This is a genomic window from Bradyrhizobium sp. GW821-FHT12B03, from assembly GCF_058807535.1.
Window position 1 is genome coordinate 589,600 of record NZ_JBXAQU010000002.1, and the last position, 15,870, is coordinate 605,469.

15 protein-coding genes are annotated in these 15,870 nt (G+C 66.2%); 12 read left to right on the forward strand and 3 right to left on the reverse strand.

Annotation, left to right across the window (positions count from 1 at the left end):
- The first annotated feature begins 5 nt into the window (after positions 1-5).
- Together AC1RUR_RS06700 and AC1RUR_RS06705 are read left to right on the forward strand one after the other, a co-directional pair.
- On the forward strand, positions 6-983 hold the full coding sequence (locus AC1RUR_RS06700) for a flavin reductase (protein ID WP_492842302.1): 978 nt from the start codon (positions 6-8) through the stop codon (positions 981-983).
- A gap of 66 nt (positions 984-1,049) precedes the next feature.
- The gene (locus AC1RUR_RS06705; RefSeq protein ID WP_492842303.1) at positions 1,050-1,760 is read left to right on the forward strand and encodes an RraA family protein; all 711 of its coding nucleotides are present in this window, start codon (positions 1,050-1,052) and stop codon (positions 1,758-1,760) included.
- Between the two features lie 19 nt (positions 1,761-1,779).
- Here the strand turns inward: AC1RUR_RS06705 and AC1RUR_RS06710 are convergent, their stop codons facing one another.
- The 3 genes from AC1RUR_RS06710 to AC1RUR_RS06720 form a co-directional block, all read right to left on the reverse strand.
- Positions 1,780-2,727 carry an acetamidase/formamidase family protein gene (locus AC1RUR_RS06710; RefSeq protein WP_492842304.1) on the reverse strand — a complete coding sequence of 316 codons (948 nt, stop codon included), beginning with the start codon at positions 2,725-2,727 and terminating at the stop codon, positions 1,780-1,782.
- Between the two features lie 14 nt (positions 2,728-2,741).
- Positions 2,742-4,160 (reverse strand): cytosine permease, encoded by a 1,419-nt coding sequence (locus AC1RUR_RS06715; protein ID WP_492842305.1) that lies wholly within the window; start codon positions 4,158-4,160, stop codon positions 2,742-2,744.
- Positions 4,161-4,450: 290 nt separating this feature from the next.
- A complete protein-coding gene (locus AC1RUR_RS06720; RefSeq protein ID WP_492842306.1) occupies positions 4,451-4,894 on the reverse strand; it encodes a MarR family winged helix-turn-helix transcriptional regulator in 444 nt (147 codons plus the stop codon).
- A gap of 217 nt (positions 4,895-5,111) precedes the next feature.
- Between AC1RUR_RS06720 and AC1RUR_RS06725 the strand changes: the two genes are divergently transcribed.
- The 10 genes from AC1RUR_RS06725 to AC1RUR_RS06770 all read left to right on the forward strand — a co-directional run bounded on the left by AC1RUR_RS06725 (position 5,112) and on the right by AC1RUR_RS06770 (position 15,856).
- The gene (locus tag AC1RUR_RS06725) at positions 5,112-6,404 is read left to right on the forward strand and encodes an amidohydrolase/deacetylase family metallohydrolase (protein ID WP_492842307.1); all 1,293 of its coding nucleotides are present in this window, start codon (positions 5,112-5,114) and stop codon (positions 6,402-6,404) included.
- Positions 6,405-6,515: 111 nt separating this feature from the next.
- A complete protein-coding gene (locus AC1RUR_RS06730; RefSeq protein WP_492842308.1) occupies positions 6,516-8,807 on the forward strand; it encodes a xanthine dehydrogenase family protein molybdopterin-binding subunit in 2,292 nt (763 codons plus the stop codon).
- Positions 8,804-9,640, forward strand: a complete 837-nt coding sequence (locus tag AC1RUR_RS06735) for an FAD binding domain-containing protein (protein WP_492842309.1) — start codon at positions 8,804-8,806, stop codon at positions 9,638-9,640. The genes AC1RUR_RS06730 and AC1RUR_RS06735 overlap by 4 nt, the downstream gene beginning before the upstream one ends.
- Positions 9,637-10,830: a xanthine dehydrogenase family Fe-S subunit gene (locus tag AC1RUR_RS06740; RefSeq protein ID WP_492842310.1), complete on the forward strand. Its 1,194-nt coding sequence runs from the start codon at positions 9,637-9,639 to the stop codon at positions 10,828-10,830. The genes AC1RUR_RS06735 and AC1RUR_RS06740 overlap by 4 nt, the downstream gene beginning before the upstream one ends.
- A gap of 74 nt (positions 10,831-10,904) precedes the next feature.
- Positions 10,905-12,059: an ABC transporter substrate-binding protein gene (locus AC1RUR_RS06745; RefSeq protein WP_492842311.1), complete on the forward strand. Its 1,155-nt coding sequence runs from the start codon at positions 10,905-10,907 to the stop codon at positions 12,057-12,059.
- Positions 12,060-12,127: 68 nt separating this feature from the next.
- The gene (locus AC1RUR_RS06750) at positions 12,128-13,000 is read left to right on the forward strand and encodes a branched-chain amino acid ABC transporter permease (RefSeq protein WP_492842312.1); all 873 of its coding nucleotides are present in this window, start codon (positions 12,128-12,130) and stop codon (positions 12,998-13,000) included.
- Positions 12,997-14,034, forward strand: a complete 1,038-nt coding sequence (locus tag AC1RUR_RS06755; protein ID WP_492842313.1) for a branched-chain amino acid ABC transporter permease — start codon at positions 12,997-12,999, stop codon at positions 14,032-14,034. The genes AC1RUR_RS06750 and AC1RUR_RS06755 overlap by 4 nt, the downstream gene beginning before the upstream one ends.
- The gene (locus tag AC1RUR_RS06760) at positions 14,034-14,816 is read left to right on the forward strand and encodes an ABC transporter ATP-binding protein (RefSeq protein WP_492842314.1); all 783 of its coding nucleotides are present in this window, start codon (positions 14,034-14,036) and stop codon (positions 14,814-14,816) included. The genes AC1RUR_RS06755 and AC1RUR_RS06760 overlap by 1 nt, the downstream gene beginning before the upstream one ends.
- Complete coding sequence (locus AC1RUR_RS06765; protein ID WP_492842315.1) at positions 14,809-15,513, forward strand: ABC transporter ATP-binding protein; 705 nt, start codon at positions 14,809-14,811, stop codon at positions 15,511-15,513. The genes AC1RUR_RS06760 and AC1RUR_RS06765 overlap by 8 nt, the downstream gene beginning before the upstream one ends.
- A complete protein-coding gene (locus AC1RUR_RS06770; protein WP_492842316.1) occupies positions 15,485-15,856 on the forward strand; it encodes a Rieske (2Fe-2S) protein in 372 nt (123 codons plus the stop codon). Before AC1RUR_RS06765 ends, AC1RUR_RS06770 begins: the two co-directional genes overlap by 29 nt.
- The last annotated feature ends 14 nt before the right edge of the window (positions 15,857-15,870 follow it).

Sequence of the window (15,870 nt, forward strand, 5' to 3'; positions counted from 1 at the left end):
CGTCGATGAAATTGCCGATCGAGAGTGGAGACCCCCGTGTCGAGCTGGAGGGCTTTCGGCGCAGTCTTGCCGAATTCGCAACCGGCGTCACCGTCATCTCGACGGCGGCGGGCGGCGAGCGCTTCGGCCTGACATCGAACTCGTTCACCTCGGTCTCGCTCGATCCTCCGCTGGTGCTGTGGTCGATCCGCCGGGAGAGCAAGAGCTTTGCCGCCTTCGCGGCGTGCTCTCATTTTGCCGTCAACGTCCTCGCCGAAGACCAGATCGAGCTGTCGCAGCGCTTTGCGCGGTCGGGGCCGGACAAGTTCAGGGATCTCGACTGTGACGCAGGCGAGGGCGCTGCGCCGTTGCTCGCCGGCGTCGCGGCCTCGTTCGAATGCGTCTGCCGCCAGACCCTCGACGGCGGCGATCATGTCATCCTGATCGGCGAGGTCGTGCGCTACCATCGCCACGACCGGCGGCCGTTGTTGTTCGTCAAGGGCGGCTATGCGGTCTCGGCCGAACATCCCGACATGCGCGCCTTCGCGGGAGGCGGAAGCGCGGACCGGCCCGACGGCGGCGAGGAGCGCGTGCTGTCCAACCTCATGATCCGCGCCTACAGCAGCATTGCATCGCGGCTGGAGCAGGGGCGGCAGAGCGAAGGGCTCGGCCTCACGCTGATGCAGGCGCGGCTGCTGCGCGCTGCGGCGACCTCGCCCGATCGCACGCTCGATGCGTTGATGCCGGAGCTGTTCCTCGATTTCGGTGCCAGCCGCAGCCTTCTTGAATCGGTCGTCTCGCTGGGGCTTGTCGTGGTCGGTGATCACGGCCGCATCCGTCTGACCGCGGAGGGCGAGGGGCGTCTTCGCGCGATCGTGGCCCATGCGCGCGCCAACGAAGCGATCCTGTTCCAGGGTATCCCGGACAGCGATCTCGCAACCGTCAGACGCGTTCTCAATACGATGGTTTCAACACGGCTTGGCGAGCCGGCAGTCGCCCAATGACGCGCTCCCGAGTGACGCGCGGTCGCCGATAACGCGCGCTATTCCCAGCTTCGAAAGGACATCACGGTGCAATCAGTCGTCTACACACGAATTCCCCGGCTCGATCCCGCGCTCGTCGCGCGCGCCAGCCGCATCAATGTCGCCGATCTGCATGAGGGATTGGGCGCGGTCGTCGGGCGGCAATGCCTGATGCAGCCGCAGATGCGTGCGCTGTTTCCGACGGCCCGGATCTGCGGCCAGGCGATCACCTCGTTCAATTTTCCCGGCGACAATCTCATGCTGCATGCGGCCTTCCGGGTTGCCGCGCCCGGCGACATTCTCGTGCTGACCAATGGCGGCTCGCCGCAGGGCGCGCTGTGGGGCGAGATCGCGACCTACTACAGCCGGATCAGGAAACTGGGCGGCGCCGTGATCGACGGCGCGATGCGGGACTCGCTCCAGATCACCGAGATGGCCTTTCCGGTGTTCGCCTCCTGCATCTCCGTGTCCTATCCCGGCAAGCGCGGCCCCGGCGCGGTCAATGTGCCCGTGGTCGTGTCAGGCGTAACAGTCAATCCCGGCGATCTGATCGTCGGCGATGCCGACGGCGTCATGGCGATCCCGCCTGCTCAGGTCGAGGCTGCCGTGCGCAATGCCGAGGCGCGGATGGCGAAGGAGGCGGAGGTCAAGCGGCGGCTCGACGAGGGGCAGACGCTGTACGATGTGGCGGGGATGAAGAGCCTGTTCGAGGCCGCCGGCATCGTGGAGATCGACGCGGTCTGGAGCGATCCGCGCTGAGGTTGCCGGCGCAAACCCGTCATGCCGGTCGCGGCATGCGGGACTTCGCCAGCACGCAGTGAATGCCCTTGTTGCCGTCGACCAGCTGCGTCACACGCAGGTCGGCGGCGATCGAGCAGAGCGTATAGGCATCCTGCGCGCTGAGGCCGCATGTCTCCCGGATCAGCGCGATCATGTCGCGCAGCGCGGCCTTGGCGGCATCGTCGAGATCCTCGTCGAAGCCCATCGTGATCCAGTCCGACGCGGTCTCCGCGCGCGGCGAGGTGAGGCGGAGATCGCGGCGGACGTGGAATTCGAAGGTGCCGGTGAGCGCGGCCTCGATTGCGGTCAGGCAGACTTCGCCGTCGCCCTGGAGCGCGTGGCCGTCGCCGGCGGAGAACAGCGCACCCGGCACGAACACCGGAAAATACAGCGTGCTGCCGGCGCCCAGCTCCTTGTTGTCCATGTTGCCGCCGAACGCCCGCGGCTCCTTCGAGGACAGCCGGCCCCAGCCTGGCGGCGGCGCGACGCCGAAATTGCCGAAGAAGGGGGAGAGCGGCAGCTCCTGTCCCCAGGGGAGCCTTGCGACATTGCGCGCGCGGTCCAGCGGAATGTGGATGCGGCGGAATTCCGGAAAATCTTCCGGCAGCGTGCCGAGCGTCGGCACCTGGAGATTCCAGCCCCAATTGCAGCGCAGCTCGATGTTCAGCACACGCACTTCGAGAATATCGCCCGGCTGGGTGCCCTCGATGTAGACAGGGCCGGTGAGGAGATGCGGTCCCGGACCGCGGAAGGCGCTGGCCAGCACCTCCGCATGTCCGGGGACGGTATCAAAGCCGAGCGACGGATCGGGCAGGTCGTCCGGCTCGCCCGAGAGGGTCTCGATGGTCACGCGGTCTCCGGATGCGATCCGGAGCACCGGCTTCAGCCGTCCATCCCAGAGTCCCCACTGGACGTTTCCGGGCACAGAGCGCAGAACGTGGTCCATCGATGTGCTCGCCGCTACCTGCCTGCGCTGCTCGCAACGATCGAGGAGGGCGACGTCACGAGCTTGCCGAGCCCGAGATAGACGAGGCCGGCAACTCCGATGCCGAACAGCCAGCTCAGATCGGCGCCGCCGAGCAGGTTGAGCGAGATCGGCCCCTGAAGCGCGCCGACCAGGCCGTCCTCGACCAGCCATCCGGCGACGAGGCCCGCAAAGAACGCGATCATGCCGGCCCAGTTGATATCGCCATACGCACTGGTCTCCGGCGAGCGGTAGAGTTCGGCAACCTCGATCTTGCCCTTCCGCTTGATGAAGAAGTCGGCCAGCACCACGCCGGCCCACGGGCTCATCCACAGCAACAGGCTGATCATCCAGTTGTCGAACGCCTTCGCAAAGGACGGCGCGAAGATGAAGTACAGCGTGACCAGATAGCCGGCGACGCCGACGATGACCGTGAGCCAGAAGCGCGAGAATTTCAGCCCCGCGCTCAGCGCCGCCAGCGTCGCCGAGTAGACGTTGAGGATGTTGGTGGCGATCGGGCCGTGCAGCACCATCAAGAGGACGAGGATGCTGACCGGTCCGCCGAACACCGCGCTGACCATCTTGGCGGGATCGGTGTCCAGCGTCGTCGAGGCGATGGTCGCGCCGAGAATGCCGAGCCAGACCGTCGGCACGAACATGCCGATATAGCTGTACCAGAACACGGATTTCGACGGCACGCTTCTGGGCACGAAGCGCGAATAGTCGGAGGCCCAGGTGACCCAGGAGATGCCCCAGCCGACGCCGATCGCGGTCATCAGCAGGGTCAGCATCGCCAGATGCGCGCCGGGCGGCAACGACGTCGTGAGGCTCCAGTTGACGACACCGGGGCGCGTCCAGGCCAGAATGCTCATCAGCACCATGATGGCGATGGTCGGCGGCACCGTGTATTTCTCGAAGGTGCGGATCGCGTAGAAGCCGTAGATGCCGATCAGGACCTGCGCGGCCATCACCAGCGTGATGACGACGATCTCGATGAACCAGGTGTCGGGCACGCCGAACTGGCCGAGGATGCCCATCGAGACCTTGACCGGGAAGTAGGTGTTCACGCCGATCCAGCCCAGCGTCATCACGAACATCAGGATGCTGGGCAGGTAGGCGCCGCGGACGCCGAAGGCGGACCGGCTCAGCACCATCTGATTGACGCCGGTCTTGTGTCCCATCACCGTGAAGGTCGCGAAGATCGCGCAGCCTACGATGTTCCCGACCACGATCACCGCGATCGTCTCCATCAGGCCGAGTTTCAGAATGATGCCGAGCGCGCCGAGCGCCCAGTTGACCGGCGCGATGTTGGCGCCGGCCCAGATCCACATCTGCTGCGGTCCGGTCGAGTCCCGGTCCGCATCGGGAATTGGCTCGATGCTGTGAATATCAGCGCGAAGTTCGGAATCCGTCATGACATCCCCCAATACGAAGCACGCTTCGCATCATCGCAGCATAAATCGTGCCATCGGTTGCGGGGCAGTCGGCGCAGGGCGTGCGCCGATGCCGGTTTGCGATGTGGCTCGCGGCGGATTGCTGTTGAAATTTCAAGTGCGGCCGAGGTCACGCGCCGGCTTGCATCGGCCTGTGCCGCGCCGCCCGCCTGCGGCTCCGGCGACCGGCCCGGTGTCACAGGATCTTGCGCGCGCGAGCAGCGGTACGATGATAAATTGGGCAGCCCAACTCAAAACTGCAGCAGCCGCGTCTAGTCGAATAGGGCAGTGGCGCTGTCGCGGCTGGGATTGCCGGCGACGATGCGCTGCATCATCTCGATGAAGAGCGCCTGTTCCCGCTCGCTGAGATCGCCGAGCGTCGCACGATGCGCGCGCCGCGCGGCGCCCTCGATCTTGACCAGCAGGGCGGCGCCATCCGGCGTCAGGCGGCACAACCGCGCGCGGCGATCGTCCTTGTTGATGGCGCGCTCGACCAGATGTCGTGCCGCGAGGCGCTTCAGTGCGCCTGTCGTCGTGGTTCGATCGAGGGCGATATCGGCCGCCAAAGTCGTCTGATCGGCGGTTCCGCGCGCCGCGAGCGCCGAGAGCAGGCTGTATTGCAGCGGCGTGACCTCGAATTCGCCGCAGGCTTCCTGAAACAGCGCGACGTGAATCTGGTGCAGCCGCCGGATCAGATACCCGGGACGTTGCGACAATGGCCAGGGGCGATGCTTGCCCCCGCTGCGACCTTTCCTTGCTTGCCGCAATGCACGCTCTCCCACCCAAAACTCCGTCGCGCTTAGCTCGATTCGAACCCGCTCGCCACCGTCAGATCATGGCACGAAGCTTGCTTTTGTAAAATACGAAGCATGCTTCGTAATTCGCGGGCGGAGCAACCGCCCGCGCGAGAGAGACGAGATCGAGGAGAGCGCCATGCCTTCCACTGCCAGCTCCGTCACTGCCAGCTTCGACCTTCTGCTGCGTGGCGGTCGCGTGATCTGCCCGGCCTCGGGCGTGGACGGCATCAGGGACGTCGCCATCCGCAATGGCAAGATCGCGGCAATCGCACCGGACATTCTGCCGACCAGCGCGAAGGAGGTCGTCGATGTCGGCGGCAAGCTGGTGCTGCCCGGATTGATCGACACCCACGCGCATGTCTACCAATATGTCTCGGGACGCTTCGGCATGAACCCCGACATGGTCGGCGTACAGTCGGGCGTGACCACGGTGATCGACCAGGGCGGCCCGTCCTGCATGACCCTGCCGGGCTTTCGTCATTTCATCGCCGAGCCGTCCCATACACGTGTCTACGCCTTCCTGTCGGCCTATCTCGTCGGTGGACTCGAAGGGCATTATTATCCGCAGCTCTACAGCCCCGATGGCGTCGACATCGATGCGACCGTCAAGGCGGCGACGGCCAATCCTGACATCGTGCGCGGCATCAAGGCGCATGCCGAGATCGGCGGCTTTGCGCGCTGGGGCATTCGCGTCATCGAGATGGCGGCGGAGATCGGCAAGCGCGCCGATCTGCCGGTCTATGTGCATTTCGGCCAGCTCTGGGGCCTGCCCGAGAGCGGCGCCAATGGCGAGGATGCCGACACCATCCTCACGCGCGTGATCCCGCTCCTGCGCGAAGGTGACGTGCTCGCTCATCCGTTCACGCGCCATCCCGGCGGCTTCGTCAACCGCGAGGGCGAGGTGCATCCGGTGATCCAGGCTGCGCTCGACCGCGGCCTGAAGGTCGATGTCGGTCACGGCAGCCACTTCTCCTACCGGCTTGCGAAGAAGGCGATCGCCGCCGGCATCATTCCGACCACGCTCGGCGCCGACATTCACGGCTACAACACCCATGTGCCCGCGCCGGCCGGAACGCCGGACCAGCACGAGGACGAGGAAAACCATCCGTTCGCGGGGCAAGCCAAGTTCAGCCTGGTCCAGGCGATGAGCTCGATGATGGCGCTTGGCCTGTCGCTGGAGCAGGTGGTGCCGATGGTCACCTCGAACCCTGCAAAGATGCTCGGCCGCAGCGAGGAGATCGGTGCGCTCAAGGTCGGCATGGGCGCCGACGTCTCCGTGCTCTCCGAGAAGAACGGCCGGTTTGTTCTGACGGATAATGAAAAGAACGAGGTGATTGCCGAGCGTCTGCTGCAGCCGGCCTTCTGCCTGCGCGCCGGCGCGCGCTTCGACGCGATTGCGCCGATCCTGCCGCAGGCCGTCGCGGCGTAAGGCCAGGCGGTGAAGGAGAACGCGGAGTTGCGCAACGAGCGAGAGTTTCCTCCAGGCAGATCCGGGCAGGGCGTGGGCGCACGGCTGCCACGGAAGGAGGATGATCGCCTGATGCGCGGCCGCGGCCAGTACGTCGCCGACATCAGGCTCGCGGGCCTCCAGGACGTCGCCTTCGTGCGCAGCCCGCTGGCGCATGCGCGGATCCGCGGCATCCATGTGCCCGAGCGCCATCGCGGCAGCGTGTTCACGGCCGCCGATCTCGTCGGCATCAAGCCGATCCGCGCGGTATCAGGGTTGCCGGGCTTCAAGATTTCCGAGCAGCCGGTGCTGGCCACCGGCAAGGTGCGCCAGGCCGGCGAGCTCGTCGCGATGTGTCTTGCGCCGACGCGCGCCGAGGCCGAGGACATCGCGGCCTCCGTGACACTCGATCTGGAGGAGCTGCCCGCGATCACCGACATGCTGAAGGCGCGCGAGCCCGGCTCGGCGCGGGTGCATGAGCATTGGGGCGACAATGTCTTCCTCGAGACCAATTACGAGGTCGACATCTCCACAGCGCTCGATGCGCCGATCAAGGTGACGCGCGAGATCTCGACCGCGCGGCAATGCATGTCGCCGCTGGAAGGTCGCGGCGTGGTCGCAACCTTCGACCGGCGGCTCGATCAGCTCACGCTGCATTCGGCGGCGCAGATGCCGCACATCACGCGCAGCGGTCTTGCCGAATGCTTGAGCATGGAGGAGGGCCAGATCCGGGTCGTCTCGCCCGATGTCGGCGGCGGCTTCGGTCACAAGGGCATCCTGCTGCCTGAAGAGGTCTGCCTGTCCTGGCTGACGATGCGCTGTGGCCATCCCGTGCGCTGGACCGAGGATCGCCGGGAGCATCTCGTCGCCAGCTCCAATTGCCGCGAGCATCATTACAGGATCACGCTCTATGCTAACAGCGACGGAACGCTGCGCGGCATCGATTGCGAGGCGACGGTGGATTCCGGCGCCTACTCGTCTTATCCGTTCTCGGCCTGCCTCGAAGCTGCGCAGGTCGCGAGCATTTTGCCCGGTCCCTACAAGATGCCGGCCTATCGTTGCCGCACCTTCTCGGTCGCCACCAACAAATGTCCGATCCTGCCGTATCGCGGCGTCGCCCGTACCGGCGTCTGCTTTGCGCTGGAATTGATGCTCGATCTCGTCGCGGCGGAAGCCGGGCTCGAGCCGGGCGAGGTGCGGCTGCGCAATCTGGTGCTGCCGGAAGAGATGCCGTTCGACAACATCACGAAGAAACATTTCGACAGCGGTGATTATCCGGAGGCGATGCGGCGCGCGTTGACCGCGATCGACATCGATGCCATTCGCGTGAGGCAAGGCCAGGGCGAGGCCGACGGCCGCCGCATCGGCGTCGGCATCTCCATCTATTGCGAGCAGGCGGCGCACGGCACCTCGGTCTATTCCGGCTGGGGTATCCCGATGGTGCCGGGACACGAGCAGGCATCGGCGCGGCTGACGCCGGACGGCGGCCTCGAACTGCGTGTCGGCGTGCATTCGCACGGGCAGGGCATGGAGACGACGCTCGCCCAGGTCGCGCACGAGATGCTCGGCATCGACGTCGCCAAGATCCGCATCGTCCTCGGCGACACCGCGATGACGCCCTATTCGACCGGCACCTGGGGCTCGCGCTCGATGGTGATGGCGGGAGGCGCGGTCGCGACCGCCTGCCGCGAGCTCGGCGAACGCGCGCGGCGCATCGGCGCAAAGCTGCTGCAGCACGATCCGGCTGCGGTGGTGTTGCAGAACGGCGAGGTGCGCGGCGTCAATGGCAGCGTCAGCCTGAAGGCGATCGCCCACACCTGGTATCGCCGCCCGCAGGACCTGCCTGTTGACGTCGATCCCGGCGGGCTGGAAGTGACGCAAGGCTACAAGCCGGTGCGCGACAGCGGCACCTTCAGCTACGCCGCGCATGCGGCCGTCGTCGCGGTCGACCCTGATCTCGGTGAGGTCGAGATCCTCGACTACGTGATCGTCGAGGACGGCGGCGTGCTGGTCAATCCGCTCGTCGTCGACGGCCAGATCTATGGCGGTCTCGCGCAGGGCATCGGCACCGCACTCTACGAGGAGATGCCGTTCGATGCCTCCGGCCAGCCGTTGGCGACGACGCTGGCCGATTATCTGCTGCCGGGCCCGACCGAGGTGCCGGCGGCGCGTCTCGACCACATGGAGACGCCGTCGCCCTATACCCAGTTCGGCGTGAAAGGCATCGGCGAGGGCGGTGCGATCGCGCCGCCCGCCGCGATCGCCAACGCCGTCAACGACGCGCTGCGCCCGCTCGGTGTCGAGCTGATGCAGTCGCCGATCACGCCGCATCGCGTTGTCGCAGCCGTACTGGCCGCACGCGCGGCGGAAAGGAGCGCGGCATGAAGCCGGCGCCTTTCAGCTATGAGCGCCCGCGCGATCTCGACGCGGCACTGTCGATGCTGGCAGCAAGCAGCGGGTCTGCAAAGATCATCGCCGGCGGTCAGTCGCTCGGGCCGATGCTCAATCTGCGGCTGGTACAGCCCGAGCTGATCGTCGACATCTCTGGCTTGGCCGAGCTCAAGCGTGCCGAAATATCCGGTGGGGAGCTCGTGCTCGGCGCCCTCGTCACCCATGCCGATATCGAGGATGGGCGTACGGCGGACGTGACCCGGGGCGCCATGCGCGCTGTCGCGGCCAACATCGCCTATCGCGCGGTGCGCAACCGCGGCACCATCGGCGGCTCGCTCAGCCATGCCGATCCCGCTGCGGACTGGATTTCGGCGCTCGCAGCCCTGGGCGCGCGGGTGACGCTGCGTAGCCTTGCCGGCGCGCGCACGATGGCGATCGAAGCCTTCGTCGTCGGTGCCCTTGAATCGGCACTGCACGCTGGCGAGATCGTCGAGGCGGTTCATGTGCCCGCACGAACGGCCTCGGCGCATTGGGGCTATGCCAAGAGCTGCCGCAAGACCGGCGAGTTCGCCCACGCCATCGGTGCGGTCCTGGTCGATCCCGCCGCCGCCTCGGCCCGAATCGTGATCGGTGCGATCGACACGACGCCGATCGTTGTCACCGATGCGGCCGAGCTGTTCGGCGGCAGGATCGCCGCCGACTACAAGCAGCGCTTCGATGCCCGCGTCGCCGACGTGCTGCTCACAAAGGCCGGCATCGATGACGCCACGCAGCGCCATATCCATGTCGGCGTGTTGAAGCGCGCCGTCCTGGAGGCCGCGGCATGAATACGATCGCGCTTCAGGTCAATCGCCGTGCGGTGGAGCTGTCGGCCGAGCCGCGCACCAGCCTTGCTGACTTCGTCCGCGACAAGCTCGATCTGACCGGCACGCATCTCGGCTGCGAGCACGGCGTCTGCGGCGCCTGCACCGTGCTGCTCGACGGCGTGCCGGCGCGCTCCTGCATCACCTATGCGGTGGCCTGCGAAGGCGCCGACATCACCACGATCGAAGGTCTCGACGAGGACGAGGTGACGACCGAGCTGCGCGCCGCCTTCACCCGCGAACACGCCCTGCAATGCGGCTACTGCACGCCCGGAATGCTGGTTTCGGCGCGCGACCTGGTGCTGCGCCTGCCCGACGCCGACGAGCGGCGCATCCGCGTCGGGCTGAGCGGCAATCTCTGCCGCTGCACCGGCTATGTCGGAATCGTCAGGGCCGTCCAGTCCGTGATCGAGGCAAGGCGTGCGCGCAACATCGCGCCGCAGGTCGATGCGGGCCGGGCTATCCTCGGCCCCGCCGGATCTGGACGAGCCACATCCAGCCCCAACGAGCCGCGGCCTGCGCGGCAGGCGTTGGCCGCGGCATCAGGCGGTGTCGTACTAGGTACCATTCCCGACTTCACCCCGGCGACCGTCCTCGACCAGCGTTTCACGCTGCCGCATGCGCCGGCCAAGGTGTTTGCGATGTTCGACGATATCGCCGGCATCGCAGCCTGCCTTCCCGGCGTATCGCTGACGGCGCCGCCAAGGCCCGAGCGCGTCGAAGGCATGATCCGTGTCAGGCTCGGGCCGATCGCAGCAAGCTTCGAGGGCGCAGCGCGGGTCGAGCGCGATCCCGCAACGCTCTCGGGGCGCATCGTCGGCATCGGCACCGACCAGCGCAGCCATTCGGCGACGCAAGGTGAGATCCGTTATCGCCTGTTGCCGCTCGAAGGTGGCGCGGCGACCGCCGTCGAGCTGTCGATCGGCTACACGCTCACGGGCATGCTGGCGCAGGTCGGCCGTCCCGGCCTGGTGCGCGATCTCGCCAAGCGCCTGGTTGCGGAATTCGCGGGCAATCTCGATCGCCACATGTCGGGCGCGTCGCCGGGGCAGACGGCGCCCGCAGAGCTCAGCTTCTGGTCGATTGCATCGGACGTTCTGCGCGCCCGGCTGGCGCGCATGTTTGGCCGCGTCGGAAAAGGTGGCGCGGAATGATCGGCGCGTTCGCGCCGCGGAGTGACGAAGCCTGGACTGCGAGACATCAACAGCGTGGGATTTGGAGAGACAACATGACACGAGCACTCGGACTGGTTGGGACGATCGCGCTGGCGACGGCCCTGGTCGGCGGCACGGCAGGGGCGCAGACCATCAAGATCGGCGTCAATGAGCCGCTCACCGGCGCATTCGCGGCGTCCGGCACCTACGTCGTCAATGGTGCCAAGATTGCGGCCGACGAGATCAATGCCAAGGGCGGCGTGCTCGGCAAGAAGATCGAGCTCGTCATCGAGGACAACAAGAGCAATCCGACGGAAGCCGCCGCCGTTGCCGAAAAACTCATCACCAGCGACAAGGTGCCGGTGCTGATGGGCGCCTGGGGCTCCAGCCTGACGCTTGCGGTGATGCCGAAGCTGATGGAATACGAAACGCCGATGGTGGTGGAGACCTCATCCTCGGGCAAGATCACGACGACGGGCAATCCCTTCATCTTCCGGATCTCGCCGCCCTCGGCGGTCGAGGCCGCGGCGTTCAAGGGCATCGTCGACAAGCTTGCGCTGAAGAAGGTCGACTTCCTCGTCATCAACAACGACTGGGGCCGCGGCACCGCCGAGGACTTCAGCAAGATGATGAAGGACAAGGGCATCACCATTGGCCTCGTCGAGACCATGGACCAGGGCGCGCAGGACATGAGCGCCCAGCTCTCCAAGATCAAGAGCTCGGATTCCGAGACTGTCATCGTCACGACCGCGGTGGATCAGTTGACGCTGATCTTCAAGCAGGCTGCTGCACTCGGCCTGAAGAAGCGCATCATCACCACCGGCGGCTCGCAGAATCCGGACCAGATCATCGCCCAGGCGGGGGCCGCCGCCAACGGCACCATGCATCTGACGACCTTCCTGCCCTGGTTCCCGGACAAGACGCCGAACCCGGAAGCGACCAACTATTTCATCTCGGAATGGAAGAAGCGCGGCTTCGAATTCGCCGGCTGCACCGAGAGTTTTCGCGGTTATGACGGCATCCGTACCGCGGCAGCCGCGATCGAGAAGGCGGGCAAGGCCGAGCCTGCTGCGATCAAGGCCGCGTTCTGGGACATCAACATCAAGGGGCTGAATGGCGACATCGTATTCCGCAAGTCCGGCCCCGAGGGCAAGGAGAGCGGGCAGAGCCAGCCGAACGTGTATCTCATCGAGATCAACGACGGCAAGGTCGAGATGAAGACGCTCTAATGCGTTGCGCCGTGGGCGAGGGCGGTACATCACCGCTCTCGCCGAATGCGTCTTAACCGGGAACAGCCTTGAGCGAGTTTCTCCAGCATCTGGTCAACATGCTCGTGCTCGGCGGCACCTATGCGCTGCTGGGCATCGGGCTGACGTTGATCTTCGGCATCATGAACGTCGTGAATTTTACGCACGGCATCCTGTACACGTTCGGCGCCTACATCATGTTCATCGTGGTGCAGCAGTTCGGGCTGAACTTCTTCCTGGCATTGCCCGTCGCGGTGCTGGCCGGATGGCTGCTCGGGGCGGTCATCGAGCTGACCTTGCTGCGGCCGCTGCGCGGCTCCGACATCGACACCACGATGCTGGTCATGATCGGCGCCTGGATCGCGATGCAGTCGGGCACGCTGTGGATCTGGGGCGGCGTCGCCAAATCGGTGACGACGCCGTTTCCCGAGGCGCCGCTGGTGCTCGGGCCGGTGTCGGTCTCGTGGCTGCGCCTGTTCGTGCTTGCCGCGGCGGCGCTCCTGATCCTGGTGACGTATCTGCTGATCAACAAGACCAGCCTGGGACGCGCGATGCGGGCGACGTTCCAGGACCACGACACGGCCTCGCTGATGGGCGTCAATGTCGACATGATCTACACCGCGACGTTCGCGATCGGCTCCAGCCTCGCCGCTGCCGCGGGCGCTCTACTCGGGCCTGTCTATGTGATCTTTCCGCAAATGGGCGATCTTGCCGCCGTCAAGGCTTTCGCCATCGTCATTCTCGGCGGTCTCGGCAACATCACGGGCGCGGTGATCGGCGGCTTCATCCTGGCGCTCGCCGAGGAGCTCGGCGCGGGTTACGTCTCCTCAGGCTATCGCGACGCGATGGGCTTCGTGATCATCATCGCGGTCCTGATCTTCAAGCCGACCGGCTTGTTCGCGCGCGCGGAGCGCGTCGGATGAGGATCCTCGTCACCGTTCTCACCGTCGCGGCCCTTGCCTCGGTGCCGCTCTGGCTGCGCGATCCCTATCTGCTCAATGCGCTGATCACCACCGGGATCTTTGTCATCGGCGCGATGAGCCTCAACCTGCTGCTTGGCTTCACCGGCCAGCTCAGCCTCGGTCACATCGCCTTCTTCGGCATCGGCGCCTATGTCAGCGCGCTGACGTCGCTCGGCTTCGACGCCGGCCTGCCCGGAGGTCTCCGTCTGGTTCACGCACCCTGGCCGCCGATCGTGGGCTTCGTGCTCGCGATCATCATCGCCGGGCTGTGCGGTTATTTCGTCGGGCTGCTCTCGTTCCGCGTCCGCGGGGCTTACTTCGTCATCGTCACGATCTCCTTTGCCGAGGTCGTCCGGCTGGTCGCGCTGAACTGGGTCGAGCTGACACAGGGACCGCTGGCATTGACCAACATTCCTTCCATCGCGCTCCCGTTGCCCCTTGGCGAACTGACGCTGCGGACCAAGTTACAGAACTACTATCTCGTGCTGGTCGTCGCTCTCATTGCCTATCTCCTGATCGCGCGCCTGGTTCATTCCCATTTCGGCCGCGCCATGCGCGGGCTGATGGAGAACGAAACGCTCGCGGTCTCCGTCGGCATCGACGTGACCAAGACGCTGACGATTGCCGCGGTGATCTCGGCTGCGATCGCGGGCGCAGCCGGCAGCCTCTATGCGCACTACATCCGGATCATCGACCCTGAGGTCTTCGCCTTCATCAACACCGTCACCATGGTCATCATGGTGATCAGCGGCGGCAAGGGCTCACTGGCCGGGCCCGTGGTCGGCGGCCTGATCTTCGGGCTGCTGCCGGTCGCGCTGCGTCCGGTCATGGCGCCGGAGGCGCAGTGGATCGCCTATGGCGGCGTGCTGATCGCCATCCTGTTCGTGCTGCCGCGCGGCATCGTGCCCTCGCTGTCGCAGCGATTGGCGAGGAGACGGAACAGGGCAACGGCACCCGTGGCCCTTGCCGAGACAGCCGCCAAGGAGCCGGCGTGATGACGGCGCGCAGCGTGGCCATGACGATCGAGCAGGTCGCCGTCCGCTTCGGCGGGCTGGTCGCGATCTCCGACATGAGTTTTACGGTCGGCGAGGGCGAGATCGTCAGCCTGATCGGGCCGAACGGTGCCGGCAAGACCACTGCCTTCAACGTCATGACCGGCTTCCTGACGCCGAGCGCGGGCCATGTCACCTATCAGGGCACGACGCTCACCGGGTTGAAACCGCACGAGATTGCCGATCTCGGCCTGATCCGCACCTTCCAGCGCACCAGCGTGTTTCCCAACGACACCGTCTACGACAATCTCCTGATTGGGCTGCATCGTCAGGGCCGGGTCCGGCTGCTCGACGCCATCCTCGGCCTGCCGGGGGCGCGCGCCTCGGAGCGCAAGCTGCGGCAGCGCGCGAGCGAGCTGATCGAATGGGTTGGTCTCGAACGCCGTGCCCATGATGCGGCCGGCTCGCTCTCCTATGGCGAGCAGCGCCTGGTCGGTGTCGCGCTGGCGCTGGCGGCCGAGCCATCGATGCTGCTGCTCGACGAGCCGGTCTCGGGCATGAATGCTTCGGAGACGCACCGGTTTGTCGAGCTGATCCGCAGCATTCGCGACCGTGGCATCACGATCCTGCTGGTCGAGCACGACATGCCGATGGTGATGACCGTCTCCGACCGCATCGTGGTGCTCAATTACGGCCGCATCATCGCGGAAGGAACGCCTGACGTGATCCGCAACGATCCCGCCGTGATCGAGGCCTATCTCGGACATGGAGCGGCGCGTGCTTGAGATCCGCGACATGGTGTGCGGCTATGGCGGCGTCACCGCTCTGCGCGGCATCTCGCTGGACGTGAAGGCCGGGCAGCTCGTCGCGCTCATTGGTGCCAACGGCGCCGGCAAGAGCACGACGCTGCGCGCGATTTCCGGCCTCGTGCCGCCGCGCGCCGGCCAAATGCGGTTCGAGGGCATCGACATCACCGGCGCGCGGCCGCCGCGCGTGCTGGCCAGCGGCATCGCGCATTGTCCGGAAGGCCGGCGCGTGTTTCCGCATATGAGCGTCGAGGAAAATCTCGACATGGGGGCTTACCTCCGTCGTGGGTCAGGCGAGATCGCGGCCGATCGCGATCGCATCTACACGGAATTTCCGCGGCTCGCCGAGCGGCGCCGGCAGGCTGCGGGCACGCTGTCCGGCGGCGAGCAGCAGATGCTTGCGATCGGGCGCGCGCTGATGTCGCGGCCGCGGCTGATCATGTTCGACGAGCCCTCGCTTGGCCTTGCCCCCAACATCGTCGAGCGCACCTTCGCGATCATCCGCGGTATCCGCGATGCCGGCACCACGGTGCTGCTGGTCGAGCAGAACGCGTTTGCGGCACTGGAGATGTGCGACCATGCCTATCTGCTCGAGAACGGCCGCATCGTGCTGTCGGGTGCCGGCGCCGAGCTGATCGAGAACGAGCATGTGCGAAAAGCCTATCTCGGTGGATGATCCCGCTGTCCGTCCGGAAGCGCCGGGATGGATTGCGGTCTGCGACCTCAGCCGGCTGAGGGCAGAGACGATCATCCGTGTCGCAGGCCACGACCTGCTCGTGATCTGGAACGACGGCGATGTCGTCGCGTGCGACCGTGCATGCCCGCACGAGCAGGCCGATCTCGCTCTTGGGCAGGTGACGGCGGGACGGCTGCTCTGCCCGCGCCATGCAGCATCATTCGATTTGCGCGACGGGACAATGACTTCGGGATGGCCGAGCCCGCCGTTGCGGGTCTATCCCGTCAAGGTCATGGGCGAGCAAATCTGGGTTGAAACGCAGCAGCGACAACCGCGGCGATGATGCCATCATGCCCC